Genomic DNA, 18,196 nt, shown 5'->3' with positions numbered 1-18,196 from the left:
AGCGATGGCACGACACACGTCCTCCCCGAACCCGACCGCCCAGCGGGCCCTGGTCGCCCTCGCGACGGCAGGCGTGGCGCTCGGCGCCGGTGCCGCGTCGGCCGCCGCGGACACCGAGCCGGTGCTGGACGTGGTGCGCACCCGTCCCACGTCCTTCGGCACCATCGACCCGCAGGCCGGCACGCAGGCCCTCACCGGCATGGTCGGTTACGTCACGGGACCGGTCGCCGACCTCAAGCCCAACCCCCTCGCGGGCACCGGTGTGGACCCTCTCGACAACGGCCTCGGCACCCAGCTCGCCGACTTCAAGCCCCTGGCCACGCAGGCCCTGACCGGCCCGGTGGCCCAGGCCGAGTCGATCGGCAGCATCCCGTTGGTGGGGCCGGTGGCGGGACTGCTGCGCTGACGCGGGTACGAAGAGAGCCGCGCCGCCCCCGGATGGTGGGGCGGCGCGGCTCGTCCGTGGGGGGATCGGTCAGTACGACGAACCCGAGGCGCCCAGGGCGCCCGTCGGGTGCCAGACCGTCTTCGTCTCCAGGAACGCCGTCATGCGGTCGATGCCCGGAGCCGCCGACCAGTCGACCTCGTCCACAGGCTGTGGACGGAGAACGCGCTTGAGGTTGTCGGCCGCCGCGATCTCCAGCTCCTTCGCCAGTACGTCGTCGGCGCCCGCGAGATCGATCGCGTTGACGTCCTGGTGCGCGGCCAGGGGCGCCGCGATCTCCGCCGTCTTCCCGGAGAGGACGTTGACGACACCGCCGGGCACGTCGGAGGTGGCCAGCACCTCGCCCAACGACAGTGCCGGGAGGGGGGAGTTCTCGCTGGCGATCACGATGGCCGTGTTGCCCGTCGCGATCACCGGGGCCAGCACCGAGACCAGGCCCAGGAACGAGGAGTCCTGCGGGGCGAGGACGGTGACCACGCCCGTCGGCTCCGGGGAGGACAGGTTGAAGAAGGGGCCCGCGACCGGGTTGCCGCCGCCGACCACCTGGGCGATCTTGTCGGTCCAGCCCGCGTACCAGACCCAGCGGTCGATCGTCGCGTCCACGAGCACGGCCGCCTTCGACTTCGACAGGCCCTCCGCGTCCGCGACTTCGCGCACGAACTGGTCCTTGCGGCCCTCCAGCATCTCGGCCACGCGGTAGAGGACCTGGCCGCGGTTGTACGCCGTCGCGCCGGACCAGCCGCCGAACGCCTTGCGGGCGGCGACGACCGCGTCACGAGCGTCCTTGCGGGAGGACTGCGGAGCGTTCGCCAGCCACTTGCCCTTTGAGTCGGTCACCTCGTACACCCGGCCGCTCTCGCTACGGGGGAACTTGCCCCCGACGTACAGCTTGTAGGTCTTGAAGACGCTCAGCCGCTGCTGCTCGCTCTTGTCGGACTTCTCAGACATCGAGGTACGCCTCCAGGCCGTGGCGACCGCCCTCGCGGCCGAAGCCCGACTCCTTGTACCCGCCGAACGGCGAGGTCGGGTCGAACTTGTTGAACGTGTTGGACCAGATGACACCGGCCCGGAGCTTGCTCGCGACCGCGAGGATCCGGGAGCCCTTCTCCGTCCAGATGCCCGCCGACAGGCCGTACTGGGTGTTGTTGGCCTTGGCGACGGCCTCGTCCGGGGTGCGGAAGGAGAGGACCGACAGGACCGGGCCGAAGATCTCGTCGCGGGCGATGGTGTGCGCCTGGGTGACGTTCGTGAAGAGCGTCGGGGCGAACCAGTAGCCGGAGGAGGGGAGTTCGCACTCCGGGGACCAGCGCTCGGCACCCTCCGCCGAGCCCTGCTCGACGAGCGAGGTGATCCGGGCGAGCTGCTCGGCGGAGTTGATCGCGCCGATGTCCGTGTTCTTGTCCAGCGGGTCGCCGAGGCGGAGCGTGGAGAGCCTGCGCTTGAGCGAGTCCAACAGCTCGTCCTGGACGGACTCCTGGACCAGCAGCCGGCTGCCCGCGCAGCAGACCTGGCCCTGGTTGAAGAAGATGCCGGTGACGATCCCCTCCACCGCCTGGTCGATGGGGGCGTCGTCGAAGACGATGTTCGCGCCCTTGCCGCCGAGTTCGAGGGTGACCTTCTTGCGGGTGCCCGCGATCGTCCGCGCGATCTCCTTGCCGACGGCCGTGGAGCCGGTGAACGCGACCTTGTTCACGTCCGGGTGCGCGACGAGCGCGGCGCCCGAATCCCCGTATCCCGGAAGGATGTTGACGACACCCTTGGGCAGGCCGGCCTGGCGGCAGATGTCCGCGAAGAACAGCGCCGACAGGGGAGTGGTCTCGGCGGGCTTCAGCACCACGGTGTTGCCGGTGGCCAGCGCCGGGGCGATCTTCCAGGCCAGCATCAGGAGCGGGAAGTTCCAGGGGATGACCTGGCCCGCGACACCGAGGGGCTGGGGGTTCGCGCCGAAGCCGGCGTGGTCCAGCTTGTCGGCCCAGCCCGCGTAGTAGAAGAAGTGCGCGGCGACCAGGGGGAGGTCCGCGTCCCTCGTCTCCTTGATGGGCTTGCCGTTGTCCAGGGTCTCCAGGACGGCCAGTTCGCGGCTGCGCTCCTGGATGATCCGGGCGATGCGGAACAGGTACTTGGCGCGCTCGGAGCCGGGCAGCGCCGACCACTTCTCGAAGGCCTTGCGGGCGGCCTTCACCGCGCGGTCGACGTCCGCCTCGCCCGCCTGGGCGATCTCGGACAGGACCTCTTCGGTGGAGGGCGAGACGGTCTTGAAGACCTTGCCCTCGGCGGCCTCGGTGAACTCGCCGTCGATGAACAGGCCGTAGGAGGGGGCGATGTCGACGACGGAGCGGGACTCGGGCGCCGGCGCGTAGTCAAAGGTAGCCATGAGGGATCAGTCCACCGTCACGTAGTCGGGGCCGGAGTAGCGGCCGGTGGCCAGCTTCTGACGCTGCATCAGCAGGTCGTTCAGGAGCGAGGACGCGCCGAAGCGGAACCAGTGGTTGTCCAGCCAGTCCTCGCCCGCGGTCTCGTTGACCAGGACCAGGAACTTGATGGCGTCCTTGGAGGTGCGGATGCCGCCGGCGGGCTTCACGCCGACCTGGACGCCGGTCTGCGCGCGGAAGTCGCGCACCGCCTCCAGCATCAACAGGGTGTTCGCGGGCGTCGCGTTGACGGCGACCTTGCCCGTCGAGGTCTTGATGAAGTCCGCGCCGGCCAGCATGCCGAGCCAGCTCGCGCGGCGGATGTTGTCGTACGTCGACAGCTCGCCGGTCTCGAAGATGACCTTCAGGCGGGCGGCGCCCGAGGCCTCCTTCACGGCGACGATCTCGTCGTACACCTTCATGTACTTGCCCGCGAGGAACGCCCCGCGGTCGATGACCATGTCGATCTCGTCGGCGCCCGCGGCCACGGCGTCGCGCACGTCGGCCAGCTTCACGTCGAGCGCGGCGCGGCCGGCCGGGAAGGCGGTGGCGACCGAGGCGACCTTCACGGAGGAACCGGCGACGGCCTCCTTGGCGACGGCCACCATGTCGGGATAGACGCAGACGGCCGCGGTCGAGGGACTCGTGCGGTCGGTCGGGTCGGGGCGGACCGCCTTGGCGCCGAGCGCCCGGACCTTGCCGGGGGTGTCCGCGCCTTCCAGCGTCGTCAGGTCGACCATCGAGATGGCGAGGTCGATGGCGTACGCCTTCGCGGTGGTCTTGATGGAACGGGTGCCGAGCGAGGCGGCACGCGCCTCCAGGCCGACCGCGTCGACGCCGGGCAGCCCGTGGAGGAAGCGGCGCAGCGTGCTGTCGGACGCGGTGACGTCGCCGAGAGCGGGTGCTGTGGGTGCAGTGGTGGGCATGGTCACCAGACGAGCATATCTACGCGCGTAGCGGCTGTACAGCCCGAGAAGCCTCTCCGGATGCCCGTCGGCACCGGACCCCGGCGCGGCCTCGTGCGGGACCCGCGGTCGAGCGTTGTCGGTGCCGTCGTGGACAATCGGGACCATGACGACGTCCGAGCCCCAGTCACCCACGCCGCAACCCCCGGCACCCGAGTCCAGGGACCGGATCTACCGGTCACCCGCGGGAATCGCCGGCGGCGTACTGCTGCTCGCCATCGTGGCCTGGCTCGGCCTCGACGCGATCTTCGCCGGCCATGGCCGCACGCCGTGGCTCGCGCTCGCCACGCTGATCATGGTCGTGCCGCCGGTCGTCGCCTTCACGCTGCGCCCCGCGGTGTACGCCAACGGGGACCGGCTGCGCATCCGCAATCCGTTCCGGGTGATCGTGCTGCCCTGGGGGCAGGTCGCCTCCCTGCGCTCCAGTTTCTCGAACGAGGTCGTGGCGCAGTCCGGCGCCAAGTACCAGCTGTGGTCCGTCCCCGTCTCCCTGCGGGCACGGAAGAAGGCGTCCCGGCGGGAGTCCCGGGCGGCGGCGGACCAGGCCGCGGGGAGAAGCGGGCGGAGCCGCGGCGGTTTCGGCGGTGCCTTCGGGGGCGGCGGCGGGCTCGGTGGTGGCCTGGGCGGCGGGGTCTCGCGCGGTACGGCCGTTCCGGACGGGCCGGTGCGGGCGGAGACCGACAAGGTCATGGACGAGCTGCGGGAGTTCATGGAGACCCGGGGGAAGGCCGAGACGGCCCAGGGCGAGGTGACCGTGCGCTGGGCGTACGAGGTCGCGGGGCCGACGGTGGCCGGGGCCGTGCTGCTGGTGATTCTGCTGATCGTGGGCTGACGGGGGAGGAGTTCCCGCGGTGCCTCCAGCCCGACTCCCCGTCGATCAGGGCGCGCTCGGCCACACCAGAGCCATATAGGCCCCGCAGTACGCCGAGCCGAGGACTGCCGCCGTCAGGGCCAGCGCTCGGTACCGGCGTGACGCGCGGGCCAGATGCAGGGCGAGCGGCAGCAGCAACGGGAAGCCCGGCAGCAGGAAGCGGGCGCGCGGGAAGTAGACGCCCCCGCTGCACAGGACGATCACCAGCAGGACGCCGGTGAAGACCAGCAGCGGCAGCGGCTGGCGGTCCCACACCGACAGCCCGTACAGGACCACCGCCACGATCAGCGCGCAGGTCACCAGCACGAAGAACAGCTCGGGCGTGGAGTCGTACATCAGGTACTCGCGCATCCGGCGCAGGGTCTGGACCCCGCCGTCCACCTCGTTGTGCCACAGCCGCTGTACGGCGAAGTAGCCGTCCCAGCGGCCCAGCCGCAGCCCCACCCAGCCGACGTATCCGCACCAGCCGAGCGGGGCCAGGACGGCGGCGGCCGACAGGCGCCGGTCGAACGGGCGTCGGCGCAGCGCGAGCAGGGCCCAGACCGTGACCGCGGCCGCCACGGCGATGCCGGTCGGGCGGGTCAGGCCGGCCAGCGCGGCCAACACCCCGGCGAGCAGCGGCCGTTCGGTGAGCACCGCGTACAGCGCCCAGGCCGCGAACGCCGTGAACAGCGACTCCGTGTACCCCATCCACTGCACCAGGCCCACCGGCAGCGCGGCCCACAGCACGGTCAGCAGCACCCCGACCCGGCGCCCGTGCAGCCGGTCGCTCACCGCGAAGACACCCCAGGCGGCGACGACCGAGGCGACCACGGCGATCCCCAGACCGGTGGAGGCGCGGGAGCCCGGGGTCAGGACCGCGAGGGTCTTCATCAGGTACGGGTAGAGCGGGAAGAAGGCCAGGTTGTTGGCGTCCCGCGCGGTGCCCAGGACATGCGCGTACCCGTGGTCGGCGATGCCGAGATACCAGTCGGCGTCCCACTGGACCGCCAGGATCGGCCACACACCGTGGTGCTGACGGTGTGCCCAGAGGGTGAGGAACAGCAGGCCGGTGAGGCGGACACCGAGATAGGCCAGGAGGGCGGGGGCCGCGCGGCGCAGCACCGGCGGGGGAGCGGGCCTCGGGGAGCCGGCGGGTGCGGTGGTCGCCCGGGGTGTCGGCCGGGTGGCGGTCGAGGACACGGCGATGGCTCCAGAGCTGGCTCGACGGTGCGTTCGCCGTCCACGGTTGCCGTCGTGCCCCGGCCCGGTGGGGAACCGGGGTCAATGGGCCGGGGTAAATCACCCGTTGGGGTGCGGCGGGCCTGTGCGAGGGCGTGGCGGGCGCCCTGCGCCGGCTCGGCGGTGCGTTCGCCGTCCACGGTTGCCGTCGTGCCCCGGTCTGGTGGGGAACCGGGGTCAATGGGCCGGGGTAAATCACCCGTTGGGGTGCGGCGGGCCTGTGCGAGCGCGGGGCGGGCGCCCCGCGCCGGGTCGACGGTGCGTTCGCCGTCCACCGTTGCCGTCGCGCCGCGGTCGGGCGTGGACCCCGGGTCAACGGGCACGGGTACATCACCCGATGGGGTGCTACGGACCCGTACATGGGCCAATGCAGAGGTTCAGTCCAGTCACCATTCACCGGCCGCTGCCAGCGTCACGCCCATGAACTCTCCGCTGCACACGCCCCGCATGGGCATCCCCGCCGAACTGGCCGACCGGCTGACCATGCCGGAGCGGCACGCTTACCTCCGCACCACCCTGTCCCGCCGCGGTCTGCTGCGCACGAGTGCGATCGCCGCGGCCACGGGGGCAGGACTGGCCGCCGCGGGCCCGGCCGGAGCCGCGAGCCCGGACCTGATCACCCGCCCGGCCACCGAGTCCGTCGACGGCGCGCTCGTGGCGCCGTTCGGCCGGCACCTCGCCTACGGCGCCGACCCGCGCACCCAGATGCGGGTCTCCTGGCAGGTCCCGCTCCCCGTCCGCGACCCCTACCTGCGGATCGGCCTGAGCCCCCTCGACCTCGGCCACCGCGTCCACGCCGAGATCCGCGACCTGTTCACCCCGGCCGGCGTCGGCAAGAGCGCCGACATCGACCAGTACTACGTCCACGCGGCCCTGGACAACCTGCGCCCCGGGACCACCTACTACTACGGCGTCGGCCACGACGGCTTCGACCCCGCCCACCCCGGCGCCGCGCACACCGTCTACTCCTTCACCACCGCCCCCGCCGACCGCACCACCCGCCCCTTCACCTTCACGGCGTTCGGCGACCAGAACCCGAGCTACACCTCCATCGGCCTCAACGCCCTGGTGCAGGCCCAGAACCCGGCCTTCCACCTGCACGCCGGCGACATCTGCTACGCCGAGGAGACCGGCCACGGCCTGCCCGCCGACGCGAGCAGCTACGACGCCCGCCAGTGGGACCAGTTCCTCGCCCAGATCGAGCCGCTGTCCAGCCGGGTGCCGTGGATGGTCGCGTTCGGCAACCACGACATGGAGGCCTGGTACTCACCCAACGGCTACGGCGGCAACGAGGCCCGCTTCACCCTCCCCGCCAACGGCTTCGACCCGGCGGGCGCCCCCGGCGTGTACTCCTTCGTCCACGGAAACGTCGCCGTCGTCTCGGTCGACGCCAACGACGTCTCGTACGAGATCCCCGCCAACATCGGCTACACCCACGGCAAGCAGACCGCGTGGCTCGACAAGCGCCTGGGCCAGTTGCGCAGGACGCCGGGCATCGACTTCATCGTCGTCTTCCACCACCACTGCGCGTTCTCCACCACCACCTCGCACGCCTCCGAGGGCGGGGTGCGCGAGCAGTGGGTGCCGCTCTACGAGAAGCACCAGGTGGACCTGGTGGTCAACGGCCACAACCACATCTACGAGCGCACCGACCCGGTCGTCCAGGACAAGCCCGTCCGTGCCCTCGCCATCGGCGGCACGCACCAGCCCGCGCGCGGCGGTGTGGTCTACGTGACGGCGGGCGCGGGCGGCGAGAGCGTGTACGCCTTCCCCGTGGCCGACAGCTACGAGGGCCACGAGGACGAGGTCGGCCCGGTGCCGACGTACTACACGGGCGCCGACGGCAAGGTCACCGAGAACGTCGACTGGTCGCGGGTCCGGTACACCGGCTACTCCTTCATCCGCGTCGACGTCACCCCCGCCCACCGCCACGGCACCTCGACCCTGACGGTACGGGCGCTGGCGGCGACGGGCGCGGAGGTGGACCGCTTCACGGTCGAGCGAAAGGTCAACTGACCGCAGACAGAAGGTGGTTCAGATACCGGCAGCCGCCGACAGATCCCGCTTGATCGCCGCCAGCAGGTCCGACGCCGTGGCCCGCGCCGCCGGAAGATCCGCGTGCGCGGCCACCGGCACGACAACCTCCAGGTAGCACTTCAGCTTCGGCTCGGTGCCGCTGGGGCGGACGATCACGCGGGCGCCCTCCAGCGTGTACCGCAGCCCGTCGGTGGGCGGCAGCTTGTCGGTACCGCGGTCGAGATCCTCGGACCGGGTGACGGCGAGCCCCGCCAGCTCGGTCGGGGGCCGCTCCCGCAACCGCCCCATGGCGGCGGCGATCACGGACAGGTCCTCGACCCGCACCGCCAACTGGTCGGTGGCGTGCAGCCCGTGCTCGACGGCGAGATCGTCGAGCAGATCGAGCAGGGTCCGCCCCTCCTCCTTCAACTCCGAGGCCAGCTCGGTGACGAGGAGCGCGGCGGTGATGCCGTCCTTGTCGCGCACGCCGTCGGGGTCGACGCAGTAGCCGAGGGCCTCTTCGTAGCCGTACCGCAGCCCGTCCACCCGGGCGATCCACTTGAAGCCGGTGAGGGTCTCCTCGTACGGCAGTCCGGCCTTCTCGGCGATCCGGCCGAGCAGCGACGACGACACGATCGACTCGGCGAAGGTGCCCTGGGCCCCGCGCCGCACGAGATGCGCGGCGAGCAGCGCGCCGACCTCGTCCCCGCGCAGCATCCGCCACTCACCGTTCTCCTTGACGGCGGCGGCGCAACGGTCGGCGTCGGGGTCGTTGGCGATGATCAGGTCGGGGTCGGTGGCCCGGGCCCGCGCGAAGGCGAGGTCCATGGCGCCGGGCTCCTCCGGGTTGGGGAAGGAGACGGTCGGGAAGTCCGGGTCGGGCTCGGCCTGTTCGGCGACGAGCACGGGCTCCGGGAAGCCGGCCCGGGCGAAGGCGGCCATCAGCACGTCCTTGCCGACGCCGTGCATGGCGGTGTAGACGGTGCGGGCGCTGCGCGGCGAGCCGGCCGCGAGCACGGCGTCCGTGCGGGCGAGATAGGCGTCGAGAACGGAGTCGTCGAGGATCTCCCAGCCGGTGTCGGGCCGGGGCACGTCGGCCAGGCGCGCGACGGCGTCGATCTCGGCGGCGATCTCCGCGTCGGCGGGCGGCACGATCTGGGAGCCGTCGCCGAGGTAGACCTTGTAGCCGTTGTCGCGGGGCGGGTTGTGGCTGGCGGTGACCTCGACACCGGCGACCGCGCCCAAGTGCCTTATGGCGTAGGCGAGTACGGGGGTGGGCAACGGCCTCGGCAGCACGGCGGCCCGCAGCCCGGCGCCCGTCATCACGGCGGCGGTGTCCCGCGCGAAGTCGGCGGACTTGTGCCGGGCGTCGTACCCGACGACGACGAGCCCGCCCGTCTCGCCCTTCCCCTTGAGGTAGGCGGCGAGCCCGGCGGCGGCCCGAATGACGACGGCCCGGTTCATGCGCATGGGCCCGGCCCCGAGCTCACCGCGCAGACCCGCGGTGCCGAACTGGAGGGTCCCGCTGAACCGCTCCCCGAGTTCACCGACATCCCCGGCCTCGATGAGCTTGGCCAGCTCGTCACGGGTCTCCGGGTCCGGGTCCTCGCCGAGCCAGGCCTGGGCCCGGGCGATGAGATCGTCGTGCACGGTCGCTCAACCTCCGTGAATAAATCAGCGCCGGTCCGCTTCACCCAGCCCGTCCGGCGTTTGAGGACGAGGCCCCTTCAGGGCCGATGGGGGTCTGGGGGCGAAGCCCCCAGCAACGCGCCTACAGCCGACCAAGCACCTGAGTGAGCAGAGACCCCATCCGAGTAGCAGAGTCCCGACCCGCCTGAAGAACCTCTTCGTGGTTCAGCGGCTCCCCGGTCATCCCCGCGGCAAGGTTCGTCACCAGGGAGATACCCAGCACCTCAGCCCCCGCCTCACGCGCAGCAATCGCTTCGAGGACCGTCGACATCCCCACCAGATCCGCCCCGATCACCCGAGCCATCCGGATCTCCGCCGGAGTCTCGTAGTGCGGCCCGGGGAACTGCGCGTACACGCCCTCCTCCAGACTCGGGTCGATCTCCTTGCACAGCGCCCGCAGCCGAGGCGAGTACAGATCGGTGAGGTCGACGAAGTTCGCGCCGACGATCGGAGAGGTCGCCGTCAGATTGATGTGGTCGCTGATCAGCACCGGCTGCCCAGGCCGCATCCCCTCACGCAGACCGCCACACCCGTTGGTGAGGACGATCGTCTTGCTGCCCGCGGCCACCGCGGTCCGCACACCGTGCGCGACGGCGGCGACGCCACGGCCCTCGTAGTAGTGGGTACGGCCCAGGAAGACCAGGGCCCGCTTCGCGCCGATCTGGTACGAGCGGATCGTGCCGCCGTGTCCCTCCACCGCCGGCGGCGGGAAGCCGGGCAGCTCGGTGACCTGGAACTCGGCGTCGGGTGTGCCGAGAGCGTCCACGGCCGGCGCCCAGCCCGAGCCCATCACGAGGGCGACGTCGTGGGTCTCGGCGCCGGTCAGTTCGCGCAGGCGCGAGGCGGCGGCGTCAGCGGCGGCATAGGGGTCGCCCTGGATGTCGTCCGGAAGAAGAGATGCGTTCACGCGATGAGGGTAGCCGGTATCGGCCTACGCGCGTAGATGACAGAGCTCACGGGATTGCGATCGTTGTCTTGTCGTTTCCAACGAGACCTGTGAGGAGGGAATGAGTGGGAAGCTCCCAGCAGGGGGCTCACTCGGCCCCCTCACATGGTTCAGCAGGGCCGCTTGCGCAGTTCCATCACGTAGTCGTGCGGCGCCCCCGCCGACTCCGCCGCGTCGGCCAGCTCCCCGAGGTAACGGGCCGACGGCAGTCCACCCTCGTACCCGTTGAGGACGTACACCCACGAGGGCTCCTCGCCCTCCAGCGTGTGCACCCGCACCCGCATCCGGCGGTAGATGCCGAGGCCGACGCCCTCCCACCGGTCCATGGACTCCTCGTCCGGCGGCGCGATGTCGTACAGCGCGACGAAGACCTGGCAGAGGGGGTCCTCGACCAGCGTCGCGAGCGCGCCCTCCCAGCCCATGTGCTCGCCCCCGAAGGTCAGCCGCCACCCGTTCAGCCAGCCCGTGGCGCGCATGGGCGAGTGGGGAGCGCGGCGGGTCATCAGCCGCGCGTCGAGGTTGCCGGCGTACGCGGCGTAGAGCGACATGCGTCGAGGGTACGGCAGCCGACACACGCCCCTCTCCGGTCCCGCGAGCCCCTCGGGTCGCCCCGGGGCGGTGGCACCTTGAAGCGTGCGGGACAATGGGGTACGTGACTCGGATCGTGATCATCGGTGGCGGACCCGGCGGATACGAAGCTGCCCTGGTAGCGGCGCAGCTCGGCGCGGAGGTGACCGTCGTCGACTGCGACGGACTGGGCGGGGCGTCGGTGCTGACCGACTGCGTGCCGTCCAAGACCCTCATCGCCACGGCGGAGGTGATGACCACCTTCGACTCCTCGTACGAAGAGCTCGGCATCATCGTCGCCGACGACACCCCACCGCTGGAACAGGCGGCCCGGGTGGTCGGCGTCGACCTCGGCAAGGTGAACCGGCGTGTGAAGCGGCTCGCCCTCGCCCAGTCGCACGACATCACCGCCTCCGTCACCCGGGCCGGCGCCCGGGTCATGCGCGGCCGGGGCCGCCTCGAAGGCATGCAGGCTCTCGACGGCTCGCGCAAGGTCGTGGTCAGCACCGCCGACGGCAGCGAGGAGACCCTGACCGCCGACGCCGTGCTCATCGCGACCGGCGGCCACCCGCGCGAGCTGGACGACGCCCTGCCCGACGGCGAGCGCATCCTCAACTGGACGCAGGTCTACGACCTCACCGAGCTGCCCGAGGAACTCATCGTGGTCGGCTCCGGCGTCACCGGCGCCGAGTTCGCCGGCGCCTACCAGGCCCTCGGCTCCAAGGTGACCCTCGTCTCCTCCCGCGACCGCGTGCTGCCGGGCGAGGACCCGGACGCCGCCGCCGTCCTGGAGGACGTCTTCCGCCGCCGCGGCATGAACGTCATGGCCCGCTCCCGCGCCGCCGCCGCCAAGCGGGTCGGCGACCGGGTCGAGGTCACCCTCTCCGACGGCCGCGTCATCACCGGATCCCACTGCCTGATGGCCGTCGGCGCGATCCCCAACAGCGCGGGCCTCGGTCTGGAGGAGGCCGGCGTGCGGGTGCGCGAGTCGGGCCACATCTGGACCGACAAGGTCTCCCGCACGACCGCTCCGGGCGTGTACGCCGCCGGTGACGTGACCGGTATCTTCGCGCTCGCGTCCGTGGCCGCCATGCAGGGCCGGATCGCCATGTACCACTTCCTCGGCGACGCGGTGGCGCCCCTCAACCTCAAGACGGTCTCCTCGAACGTCTTCACCGACCCCGAGATCGCCACCGTCGGCTACAGCCAGGCCGACGTCGACTCCGGCAAGATCGACGCCCGTGCGGTGAAGCTGCCGCTGCTGCGCAATCCGCGCGCCAAGATGCAGGGCATCCGGGACGGCTTCGTGAAGCTGTTCTGCCGCCCCGGCACCGGAATCGTGGTCGGCGGTGTCGTGGTCTCCCCGCGCGCCTCGGAACTGATCCATCCGATCTCGATCGCCGTCGACAACAATCTGACGGTCGAACAGATCGCGAACGCGTTCACCGTCTATCCGTCCCTTTCGGGGTCGATCGCCGAGGTGGCCCGACAGCTGCACACCCGGAAGGCGACGGGCGACGCCTGACCGCCGAAACCGACTCCCCGCTGGTCACGGGGAGTTGTCGAGCATGCGTACGGCATAGTCGGCGCGGGTAGGCCTTATACCACTCCCCGTGCTTGTGTGCGAACAACTTCTGCTATTCGGCGCAAACTGCTGAAAGCAGACGGTCGTCCGCGTTACTGTCAGTTTCGTGTTCGCTGCAGAACGTCGCCAATTGATCCTCGAAATGGTGCGAGCGAACGGGGCCGTGTCGCTCCGTGAACTCGCCCGCGTCGTCCAGACCTCCGAAGTGACCGTACGGCGGGACGTGCGCGCACTGGAGGCAGAAGGACTCCTCGACCGCCGGCATGGCGGTGCGGTACTGCCGGGCGGGTTCACGCGGGAGTCCGGCTTTCCGCAGAAATCACATCTCGCGACCGCCGAGAAGACGGCCATCGCCGATCTCGCCGCGGGCTTCGTCGAAGAGGGCGAAGCCATCGTGGTCGGGGCGGGTACCACCACGCAGGAACTGGCACGCCGGCTCGCCCGGGTGCCAGGACTGACCGTCGTCACCAACTCCCTCCTGGTGGCCCAGGCGTTGGCCCATGCCAACCGGGTCGAGGTCGTCATGACCGGCGGCACCCTGCGTGGCTCCAACTACGCCCTCGTGGGCAGCGGTGCCGAACAGTCCCTCCAGGGGCTGCGCGTGTCCCGTGCCTTCCTCTCCGGGAGCGGGCTCACCGCCGAGCGCGGGCTCTCCACGTCCAACATGCTGTCGGCGTCCGTCGACCGGGCGTTGGTGCAGGCCGCGGCGGAGGTCGTCGTGCTCGCGGATCACACGAAGCTCGGTTCGGACACGATGTTCCAGACGGTGCCTACGGATGTGATCACGCGGTTGGTGACCGACGAGCCGCCGGCCCATGACGACCGGGCGGGGGCGGAGTTGCAGGCGCTGGCCGATCAGGGCGTGCAGATCGCTGTCGCCGGGGCGGGGGCCTCCGGCGGTGGGGCGGGGAGTGATGCCGGGCCCCCGCGGGGGGCTCGCCGGGATGTGGCTCTGCCGGGGCCTCGCCGGCAGGGAACGGGGTTGAGGGCGGCGAATCTCGGTGAGACCTCGCCGGGTGCCGAGCGGGCTCGCGTTGCTGATATGCGGCGGCGATAAGTCGAGTTGCGGCTGTCGGCCGGTGGGGGTTGCTCGCGCAGTTCCCCGCGCCCCTAAAGACAAAAAACAGGGGCGTTGCAGGTCAGTCTCTTTTCAGGCCCCGTAGCGTCAGATCCAGCAAACGGTCTGCCAGGTCCGTGTCCGTCGGAGATTCCTCCGCTGCCAATGCGATGGCGTGCGTCAGTTGGAGGAGGTCTGTGATGGTGATGTCCTCGCGGACCTTGCCTGCTTGCTGAGCCCGCGTCAGGAGGGCTTTGCCCGCCTGTTGGATCGGGTCGCTGCAACGGGACAGGGCCGACGTGTGGTCCGTCGTCACGGACATCAGGGCTCTGGACAGGCCCCGGTACTCGACGGCGTGGGTGACGATCTCTCGTAGCCAGGTGACCAGGGCCGTGCAGGGCTCGGGGGCATCGAGGAGTTCCTGCGCGCGGGAGCGCAGGTCGCTCACCGCGTCCTCGAAGACCGCGCTCAACAACGCGTGGCGGTTGGGGAAGTGGCGGTACAGCGTGCCGATGCCCACGCCCGCCCGGCGGGCCACGTGTTCCAGGGACGCGTCCGTGCCCTGGGCGGCGAAGGTGGCGCGGGCCTCGGTGAGGAGTCGCTCGTAGTTGCGGCGGGCGTCGGCGCGCAGGCCTGCCGGGGGGTTGGCCGTCATGGGACTCACCTGCCCTTGTGCGAAGGCGCCCGGCAGAGCGGCCGTTGCCGTCTGCCGGGCGCCTGTCGATGCCGTACGACTCAGTCCTTGATCTCGCAGATCGCGGCGCCCGAAGTGATGGAGGCGCCGACCTCCGCGGACAGGCCCTTGATGGTGCCGGCCTTGTGCGCGTTGAGCGGCTGTTCCATCTTCATCGCTTCGAGTACGACGACCAGGTCGCCTTCCTTGACCTCCTGGCCCTCCTCGACCGCGATCTTGACGATCGTGCCCTGCATCGGGGAGGCGAGGGTGTCGCCGGAGGCCACGGGGCCGGACTTCTTGGCCGCGCGGCGCTTGGGGCGGGCGCCGGCGGCGAGGCCGGTGCGGGCCAGGGACATGCCCAGCGAGGACGGGAGGGAGACCTCCAGGCGCTTGCCGCCGACCTCGACGACGATCGTCTCGCGGTCCGGGTCCTCGTCCGTCTCCGTGTCGGCGGGGGCGGCGAAGGGCTTGATCTCGTTGACGAACTCGGTCTCGATCCAGCGGGTGTGGACCGTGAAGGGGTCCTGGCTGCCGGTGAGTTCGGGGGCGAAGGCCGGGTCCCTGACGACCGCGCGGTGGAACGGGATGGCCGTGGCCATGCCCTCGACCTGGAACTCGTCCAGGGCGCGGGCCGCGCGCTGGAGGGCCTGTTCGCGGGTGGCGCCGGTGACGATCAGCTTGGCCAGGAGCGAGTCCCAGGCCGGGCCGATGACCGAGCCGGACTCGACGCCCGCGTCCAGGCGGACGCCCGGGCCCGAGGGCGGTGCGAAGGTCGTCACGGTGCCGGGGGCGGGCAGGAAGCCGCGGCCCGGGTCCTCGCCGTTGATGCGGAACTCGAAGGAGTGGCCGCGCAGTTCGGGATCGCCGTAGCCCAGTTCCTCGCCGTCGGCGATGCGGAACATCTCGCGGACGAGGTCGATGCCGGCGACCTCCTCGGTGACCGGGTGCTCCACCTGGAGGCGGGTGTTGACCTCCAGGAAGGAGATCGTGCCATCCGCGCCGACCAGGAACTCCACGGTCCCGGCGCCGACATAGCCGGCCTCCTTGAGGATGGCCTTGGAGGAGGAGTACAGCTCGGCGACCTGGGCCTCGGAGAGGAAGGGCGCGGGCGCCTCCTCGACCAGCTTCTGGTGCCGGCGCTGAAGCGAGCAGTCACGCGTCGACACGACGACCACGTTGCCGTGGGAGTCGGCCAGGCACTGGGTCTCCACGTGCCGGGGCTTGTCGAGGTAGCGCTCGACGAAGCACTCGCCCCGGCCGAAGGCCGCGACGGCCTCGCGGACGGCCGAGTCGTAGAGCTCGGGGACCTCTTCGAGGGTGCGGGCGACCTTGAGGCCGCGGCCGCCGCCACCGAAGGCGGCCTTGATGGCGATCGGCAGGCCGTGCTCCTCGGCGAAGGCGACGACCTCGTCCGAGCCGGAGACCGGGTCGGGCGTGCCGGCCACCAGCGGGGCACCGGCGCGCTGCGCGATGTGCCGGGCGGCGACCTTGTCACCGAGGTCGCGGATGGCCTGCGGGGGCGGGCCGATCCAGATCAGGTTCGCGTCCAGGACCGCCTGGGCGAACTCCGCGTTCTCGGAGAGGAAGCCGTAGCCGGGGTGGACGGCGTCGGCGCCGGACTCGCGGGCCGCGTTCAGGACCTTCTCGATGTCGAGGTAGCTGGTCGCCGGGGTGTCACCGCCCAGGGCGAACGCCTCATCCGCGGCGCGGACATGCAGAGCGTCCCGGTCCGGGTCGGCGTATACGGCCACGCTCGCGATCCCGGCGTCCCGACAGGCCCGGGCCACGCGGACAGCGATTTCGCCACGGTTGGCGATGAGCACCTTGCGCACGATTGAGGCTCCCTCCTTGAAACAAGCCGAGTTTAGGGACTGCCGACACGGCACTTCGACCCGTCCCGGGTGGTGAGCTTGCCCACACGGAGCGTGATGCGAGGCGTGCCCGACCCGTGAAATCCCTTGTCGCACCTCGGTACGCAGGACCTCTCGGGGAAACCCTAGCCCGCCTCTGTGGTCAAGGTCTCTGTCATCACGTGCTGCGGCCCACGTCGTTTCTTTGTGGAGTCCCTACGAATGGCCCAATGATTCTTTGCGGTCCGCAGAACCCTTGTCCCCGGGTTTACCCGTTAGTAGCGTTCGCGATGTATCGAACGTACTTGGGGTAACGAGGGTCGGCTCGGAAGTGGGTGGGGACCGGTGATACGCAGGCCGGTGGCATGGATCGTGGCGGTCGTGCTGTTCGTGGAGGCCTTCGGCGTCGCCGCGCTGAACTGGTTCCTCGGCATCGTCGTCGACCGGCAGGACATGTCCCTGGCCGGCCTCGACTCGGACACGATGGCCGTGTCCTCGAAGGTCGGCGGGATCGTCTTCGGGCTCTACTACGCGCTGTGCGGAGTGGTCGCCCTGCTGGTGGCCCTGCGCAACCGGCCGCCGGCCGGCCTCGGCCGCGTCCTGCTGATCAGCGCGGCCGTCGTGCACGGGCTGCTCGCCGCGTTCGTGTGGGGCCTGGTGGGCTGGCCGGCGTTCCTGTTCATGATCCTCGTACTCGCGCTCATCGTGCTGCTGCTGATGACCTACGACGGCCGGCCGGAGCCCGTCCGCGAGGAGCCGCAGGACGCCAAGGGCGGCGACGGACCCAAGATCACGCCTCCGCCGGCGCCCACAACTCCGTGATGCCGACGCCCAGTTCGGCCAGCAGTCTGCGAACGAGCGGCAGGCTGAGGCCGATCACGTTGCCGTGGTCGCCCTCGATGCCCTCGATGAACGGCGCGCTGCGGCCGTCGAGCGTGAACGCCCCGGCGACGTAGAGGGGTTCGCCCGTGGCGACGTACGCGGCGATCTCCTCGTCGGTGGGCTCGCCGAAGCGGACGACGGTGGAGGCCGTCGCCGACACGTACCGCTTGTTGCCGTCCGAGGTGTCCCAGACGCAGTGACCGGTCTGGAGCGTGCCCGCCCGGCCGCGCATCGCCTTCCAACGGGCCGTCGCCTCCTCGGCGTCGGCCGGCTTGCCCAGCGCCTCGCCGTCCAGGTCCAGCACCGAGTCGCAGCCGATCACCAGGGCGCCGTGGACCTCCGGGCGGGCGGCGACGACGGAGGCCTTCGCCTCGGCGAGGGCGAGCGCGAGGTCGGCGGGGGTGGGGGCGGTGACGGCGTCCTCGTCCACACCGCTGACGATCACTTCCGGTGTCAGGCCCGCTTGGCGGAGGAGGTTGAGGCGGGCCGGGGACTGGGAGGCGAGGACGAGTCGTCTGCGCGGCTGTGCGGTCATGCGGTCAGATTAGCCGTCGGCCCTTATCTCACGCCCAGCACGATCATGGCGATGATCATGGCCAGGGCCAGGAAGAGGCCGAGCCGCCTGAGGGTCTCCTGCAATTCGCGGAGATCATCGGGCGGCTCGTTCTTCGGGTCGGACCACAACATGTCACCAGCGTGCGGGTTCCCTGCGGGGCGGCGCCTGAGTACGGGTACTCAAAAGGTGCCCGGGGTTTCCCCTACGTGCGCGGTTCCCCGCGCCCCTGAGTCCGCTGAAATCAGCTCGGCCAGTAGGTGCGGGTCCATGCCGTCGGTCCGGGCTGCGGCAGGCGGTGGGCCGCGATCCGCGACGGGTCCGACCACGCCGCCCTCGGCGGCTCCTCCTCGCCCGGCGCGGCCTCCGCCGCCCCCGCGCGTGCTCGGACCACCGCGAGTGCGGCGGCCAACTCCTCCGGGGTCGGATTGCCCCGTACGACCTTGATGTTCATGGCGGCTC

At 71.1% G+C, this 18,196-nt stretch carries 18 protein-coding genes; 6 read left to right on the top strand and 12 right to left on the bottom strand.

Features of this window, described 5'->3' with window-relative positions:
• The first annotated feature begins 4 nt into the window (after positions 1 to 4).
• The gene (locus tag ACIP6U_RS06350) at positions 5 to 406 is read left to right on the top strand and encodes a hypothetical protein (RefSeq protein ID WP_401713688.1); all 402 of its coding nucleotides are present in this window, start codon (positions 5 to 7) and stop codon (positions 404 to 406) included.
• A 69-nt stretch (positions 407 to 475) separates the two neighbouring features.
• On the opposite strand, the gene ACIP6U_RS06345 is transcribed toward ACIP6U_RS06350, so the two are convergent.
• From ACIP6U_RS06345 to deoC, 3 genes are read right to left on the bottom strand one after another with little or no spacing between them, the layout of a single operon-like run.
• A complete protein-coding gene (locus tag ACIP6U_RS06345; protein WP_401713686.1) occupies positions 476 to 1,393 on the bottom strand; it encodes an aldehyde dehydrogenase family protein in 918 nt (305 codons plus the stop codon).
• Positions 1,386 to 2,819 (bottom strand): aldehyde dehydrogenase family protein, encoded by a 1,434-nt coding sequence (locus tag ACIP6U_RS06340; protein ID WP_401713685.1) that lies wholly within the window; start codon positions 2,817 to 2,819, stop codon positions 1,386 to 1,388. Before ACIP6U_RS06340 ends, ACIP6U_RS06345 begins: the two co-directional genes overlap by 8 nt.
• Before the next feature lie 6 nt (positions 2,820 to 2,825).
• Complete coding sequence (gene deoC, locus ACIP6U_RS06335) at positions 2,826 to 3,782, bottom strand: deoxyribose-phosphate aldolase (RefSeq protein WP_401714409.1); 957 nt, start codon at positions 3,780 to 3,782, stop codon at positions 2,826 to 2,828.
• A 145-nt stretch (positions 3,783 to 3,927) separates the two neighbouring features.
• On the opposite strand from deoC, the gene ACIP6U_RS06330 reads away from it, so the two are divergent.
• Positions 3,928 to 4,653, top strand: coding sequence for a PH domain-containing protein (locus ACIP6U_RS06330; RefSeq protein WP_401713683.1), 726 nt, complete (start codon positions 3,928 to 3,930; stop codon positions 4,651 to 4,653).
• A gap of 45 nt (positions 4,654 to 4,698) precedes the next feature.
• On the opposite strand, the gene ACIP6U_RS06325 is transcribed toward ACIP6U_RS06330, so the two are convergent.
• Entirely contained in the window at positions 4,699 to 5,874 is a 1,176-nt protein-coding gene (locus tag ACIP6U_RS06325) for a glycosyltransferase family 39 protein (protein ID WP_401713681.1), read from the bottom strand.
• A gap of 486 nt (positions 5,875 to 6,360) precedes the next feature.
• On the opposite strand from ACIP6U_RS06325, the gene ACIP6U_RS06320 reads away from it, so the two are divergent.
• Complete coding sequence (locus tag ACIP6U_RS06320) at positions 6,361 to 7,929, top strand: purple acid phosphatase family protein (RefSeq protein ID WP_401714408.1); 1,569 nt, start codon at positions 6,361 to 6,363, stop codon at positions 7,927 to 7,929.
• An 18-nt stretch (positions 7,930 to 7,947) separates the two neighbouring features.
• Here ACIP6U_RS06320 and ACIP6U_RS06315 read toward each other — a convergent pair whose 3' ends face one another.
• The 3 genes from ACIP6U_RS06315 to ACIP6U_RS06305 all read right to left on the bottom strand — a co-directional run bounded on the left by ACIP6U_RS06315 (position 7,948) and on the right by ACIP6U_RS06305 (position 11,112).
• Positions 7,948 to 9,579 carry a phospho-sugar mutase gene (locus tag ACIP6U_RS06315; RefSeq protein ID WP_401713679.1) on the bottom strand — a complete coding sequence of 544 codons (1,632 nt, stop codon included), beginning with the start codon at positions 9,577 to 9,579 and terminating at the stop codon, positions 7,948 to 7,950.
• 121 nt (positions 9,580 to 9,700) lie between these two features.
• Positions 9,701 to 10,525, bottom strand: coding sequence for a purine-nucleoside phosphorylase (locus tag ACIP6U_RS06310; RefSeq protein WP_401713677.1), 825 nt, complete (start codon positions 10,523 to 10,525; stop codon positions 9,701 to 9,703).
• A 149-nt stretch (positions 10,526 to 10,674) separates the two neighbouring features.
• Positions 10,675 to 11,112 carry a gamma-glutamylcyclotransferase gene (locus ACIP6U_RS06305; protein ID WP_123998112.1) on the bottom strand — a complete coding sequence of 146 codons (438 nt, stop codon included), beginning with the start codon at positions 11,110 to 11,112 and terminating at the stop codon, positions 10,675 to 10,677.
• A gap of 95 nt (positions 11,113 to 11,207) precedes the next feature.
• Here ACIP6U_RS06305 and ACIP6U_RS06300 point away from each other — a divergent pair, with 95 nt between their 5' ends.
• Together ACIP6U_RS06300 and ACIP6U_RS06295 are read left to right on the top strand one after the other, a co-directional pair.
• A complete protein-coding gene (locus tag ACIP6U_RS06300) occupies positions 11,208 to 12,656 on the top strand; it encodes an NAD(P)H-quinone dehydrogenase (protein WP_401713676.1) in 1,449 nt (482 codons plus the stop codon).
• A gap of 166 nt (positions 12,657 to 12,822) precedes the next feature.
• Positions 12,823 to 13,773 (top strand): DeoR/GlpR family DNA-binding transcription regulator, encoded by a 951-nt coding sequence (locus ACIP6U_RS06295; RefSeq protein ID WP_123998110.1) that lies wholly within the window; start codon positions 12,823 to 12,825, stop codon positions 13,771 to 13,773.
• Between the two features lie 82 nt (positions 13,774 to 13,855).
• On the opposite strand, the gene ACIP6U_RS06290 is transcribed toward ACIP6U_RS06295, so the two are convergent.
• A complete protein-coding gene (locus ACIP6U_RS06290; RefSeq protein ID WP_401713674.1) occupies positions 13,856 to 14,428 on the bottom strand; it encodes a TetR/AcrR family transcriptional regulator in 573 nt (190 codons plus the stop codon).
• A gap of 80 nt (positions 14,429 to 14,508) precedes the next feature.
• On the bottom strand, positions 14,509 to 16,281 hold the full coding sequence (locus ACIP6U_RS06285) for an acetyl/propionyl/methylcrotonyl-CoA carboxylase subunit alpha (RefSeq protein WP_401713670.1): 1,773 nt from the start codon (positions 16,279 to 16,281) through the stop codon (positions 14,509 to 14,511).
• 363 nt (positions 16,282 to 16,644) lie between these two features.
• Between ACIP6U_RS06285 and ACIP6U_RS06280 the strand changes: the two genes are divergently transcribed.
• A complete protein-coding gene (locus ACIP6U_RS06280) occupies positions 16,645 to 17,121 on the top strand; it encodes a hypothetical protein (protein WP_401713668.1) in 477 nt (158 codons plus the stop codon).
• Here ACIP6U_RS06280 and ACIP6U_RS06275 read toward each other — a convergent pair.
• The 3 genes from ACIP6U_RS06275 to ACIP6U_RS06265 form a co-directional block, all read right to left on the bottom strand.
• Positions 17,090 to 17,716, bottom strand: coding sequence for a Maf family protein (locus ACIP6U_RS06275; RefSeq protein WP_401713667.1), 627 nt, complete (start codon positions 17,714 to 17,716; stop codon positions 17,090 to 17,092). The two genes, ACIP6U_RS06280 and ACIP6U_RS06275, sit on opposite strands and share 32 nt — an antisense overlap.
• A 23-nt stretch (positions 17,717 to 17,739) precedes the next feature.
• Complete coding sequence (gene mmpB / locus ACIP6U_RS06270) at positions 17,740 to 17,868, bottom strand: morphogenic membrane protein MmpB (RefSeq protein WP_401713665.1); 129 nt, start codon at positions 17,866 to 17,868, stop codon at positions 17,740 to 17,742.
• A 110-nt stretch (positions 17,869 to 17,978) separates the two neighbouring features.
• Positions 17,979 to 18,188 carry an acyl-CoA carboxylase epsilon subunit gene (locus ACIP6U_RS06265; RefSeq protein ID WP_401713663.1) on the bottom strand — a complete coding sequence of 70 codons (210 nt, stop codon included), beginning with the start codon at positions 18,186 to 18,188 and terminating at the stop codon, positions 17,979 to 17,981.
• Positions 18,189 to 18,196 lie beyond the last annotated feature (8 nt).

Origin of the sequence: Streptomyces sp. NPDC088794 (assembly GCF_044750545.1) — a bacterium.
Lineage (GTDB): Bacteria > Actinomycetota > Actinomycetes > Streptomycetales > Streptomycetaceae > Streptomyces.
This window is presented reverse-complemented; position numbering and strand designations above follow the sequence as displayed.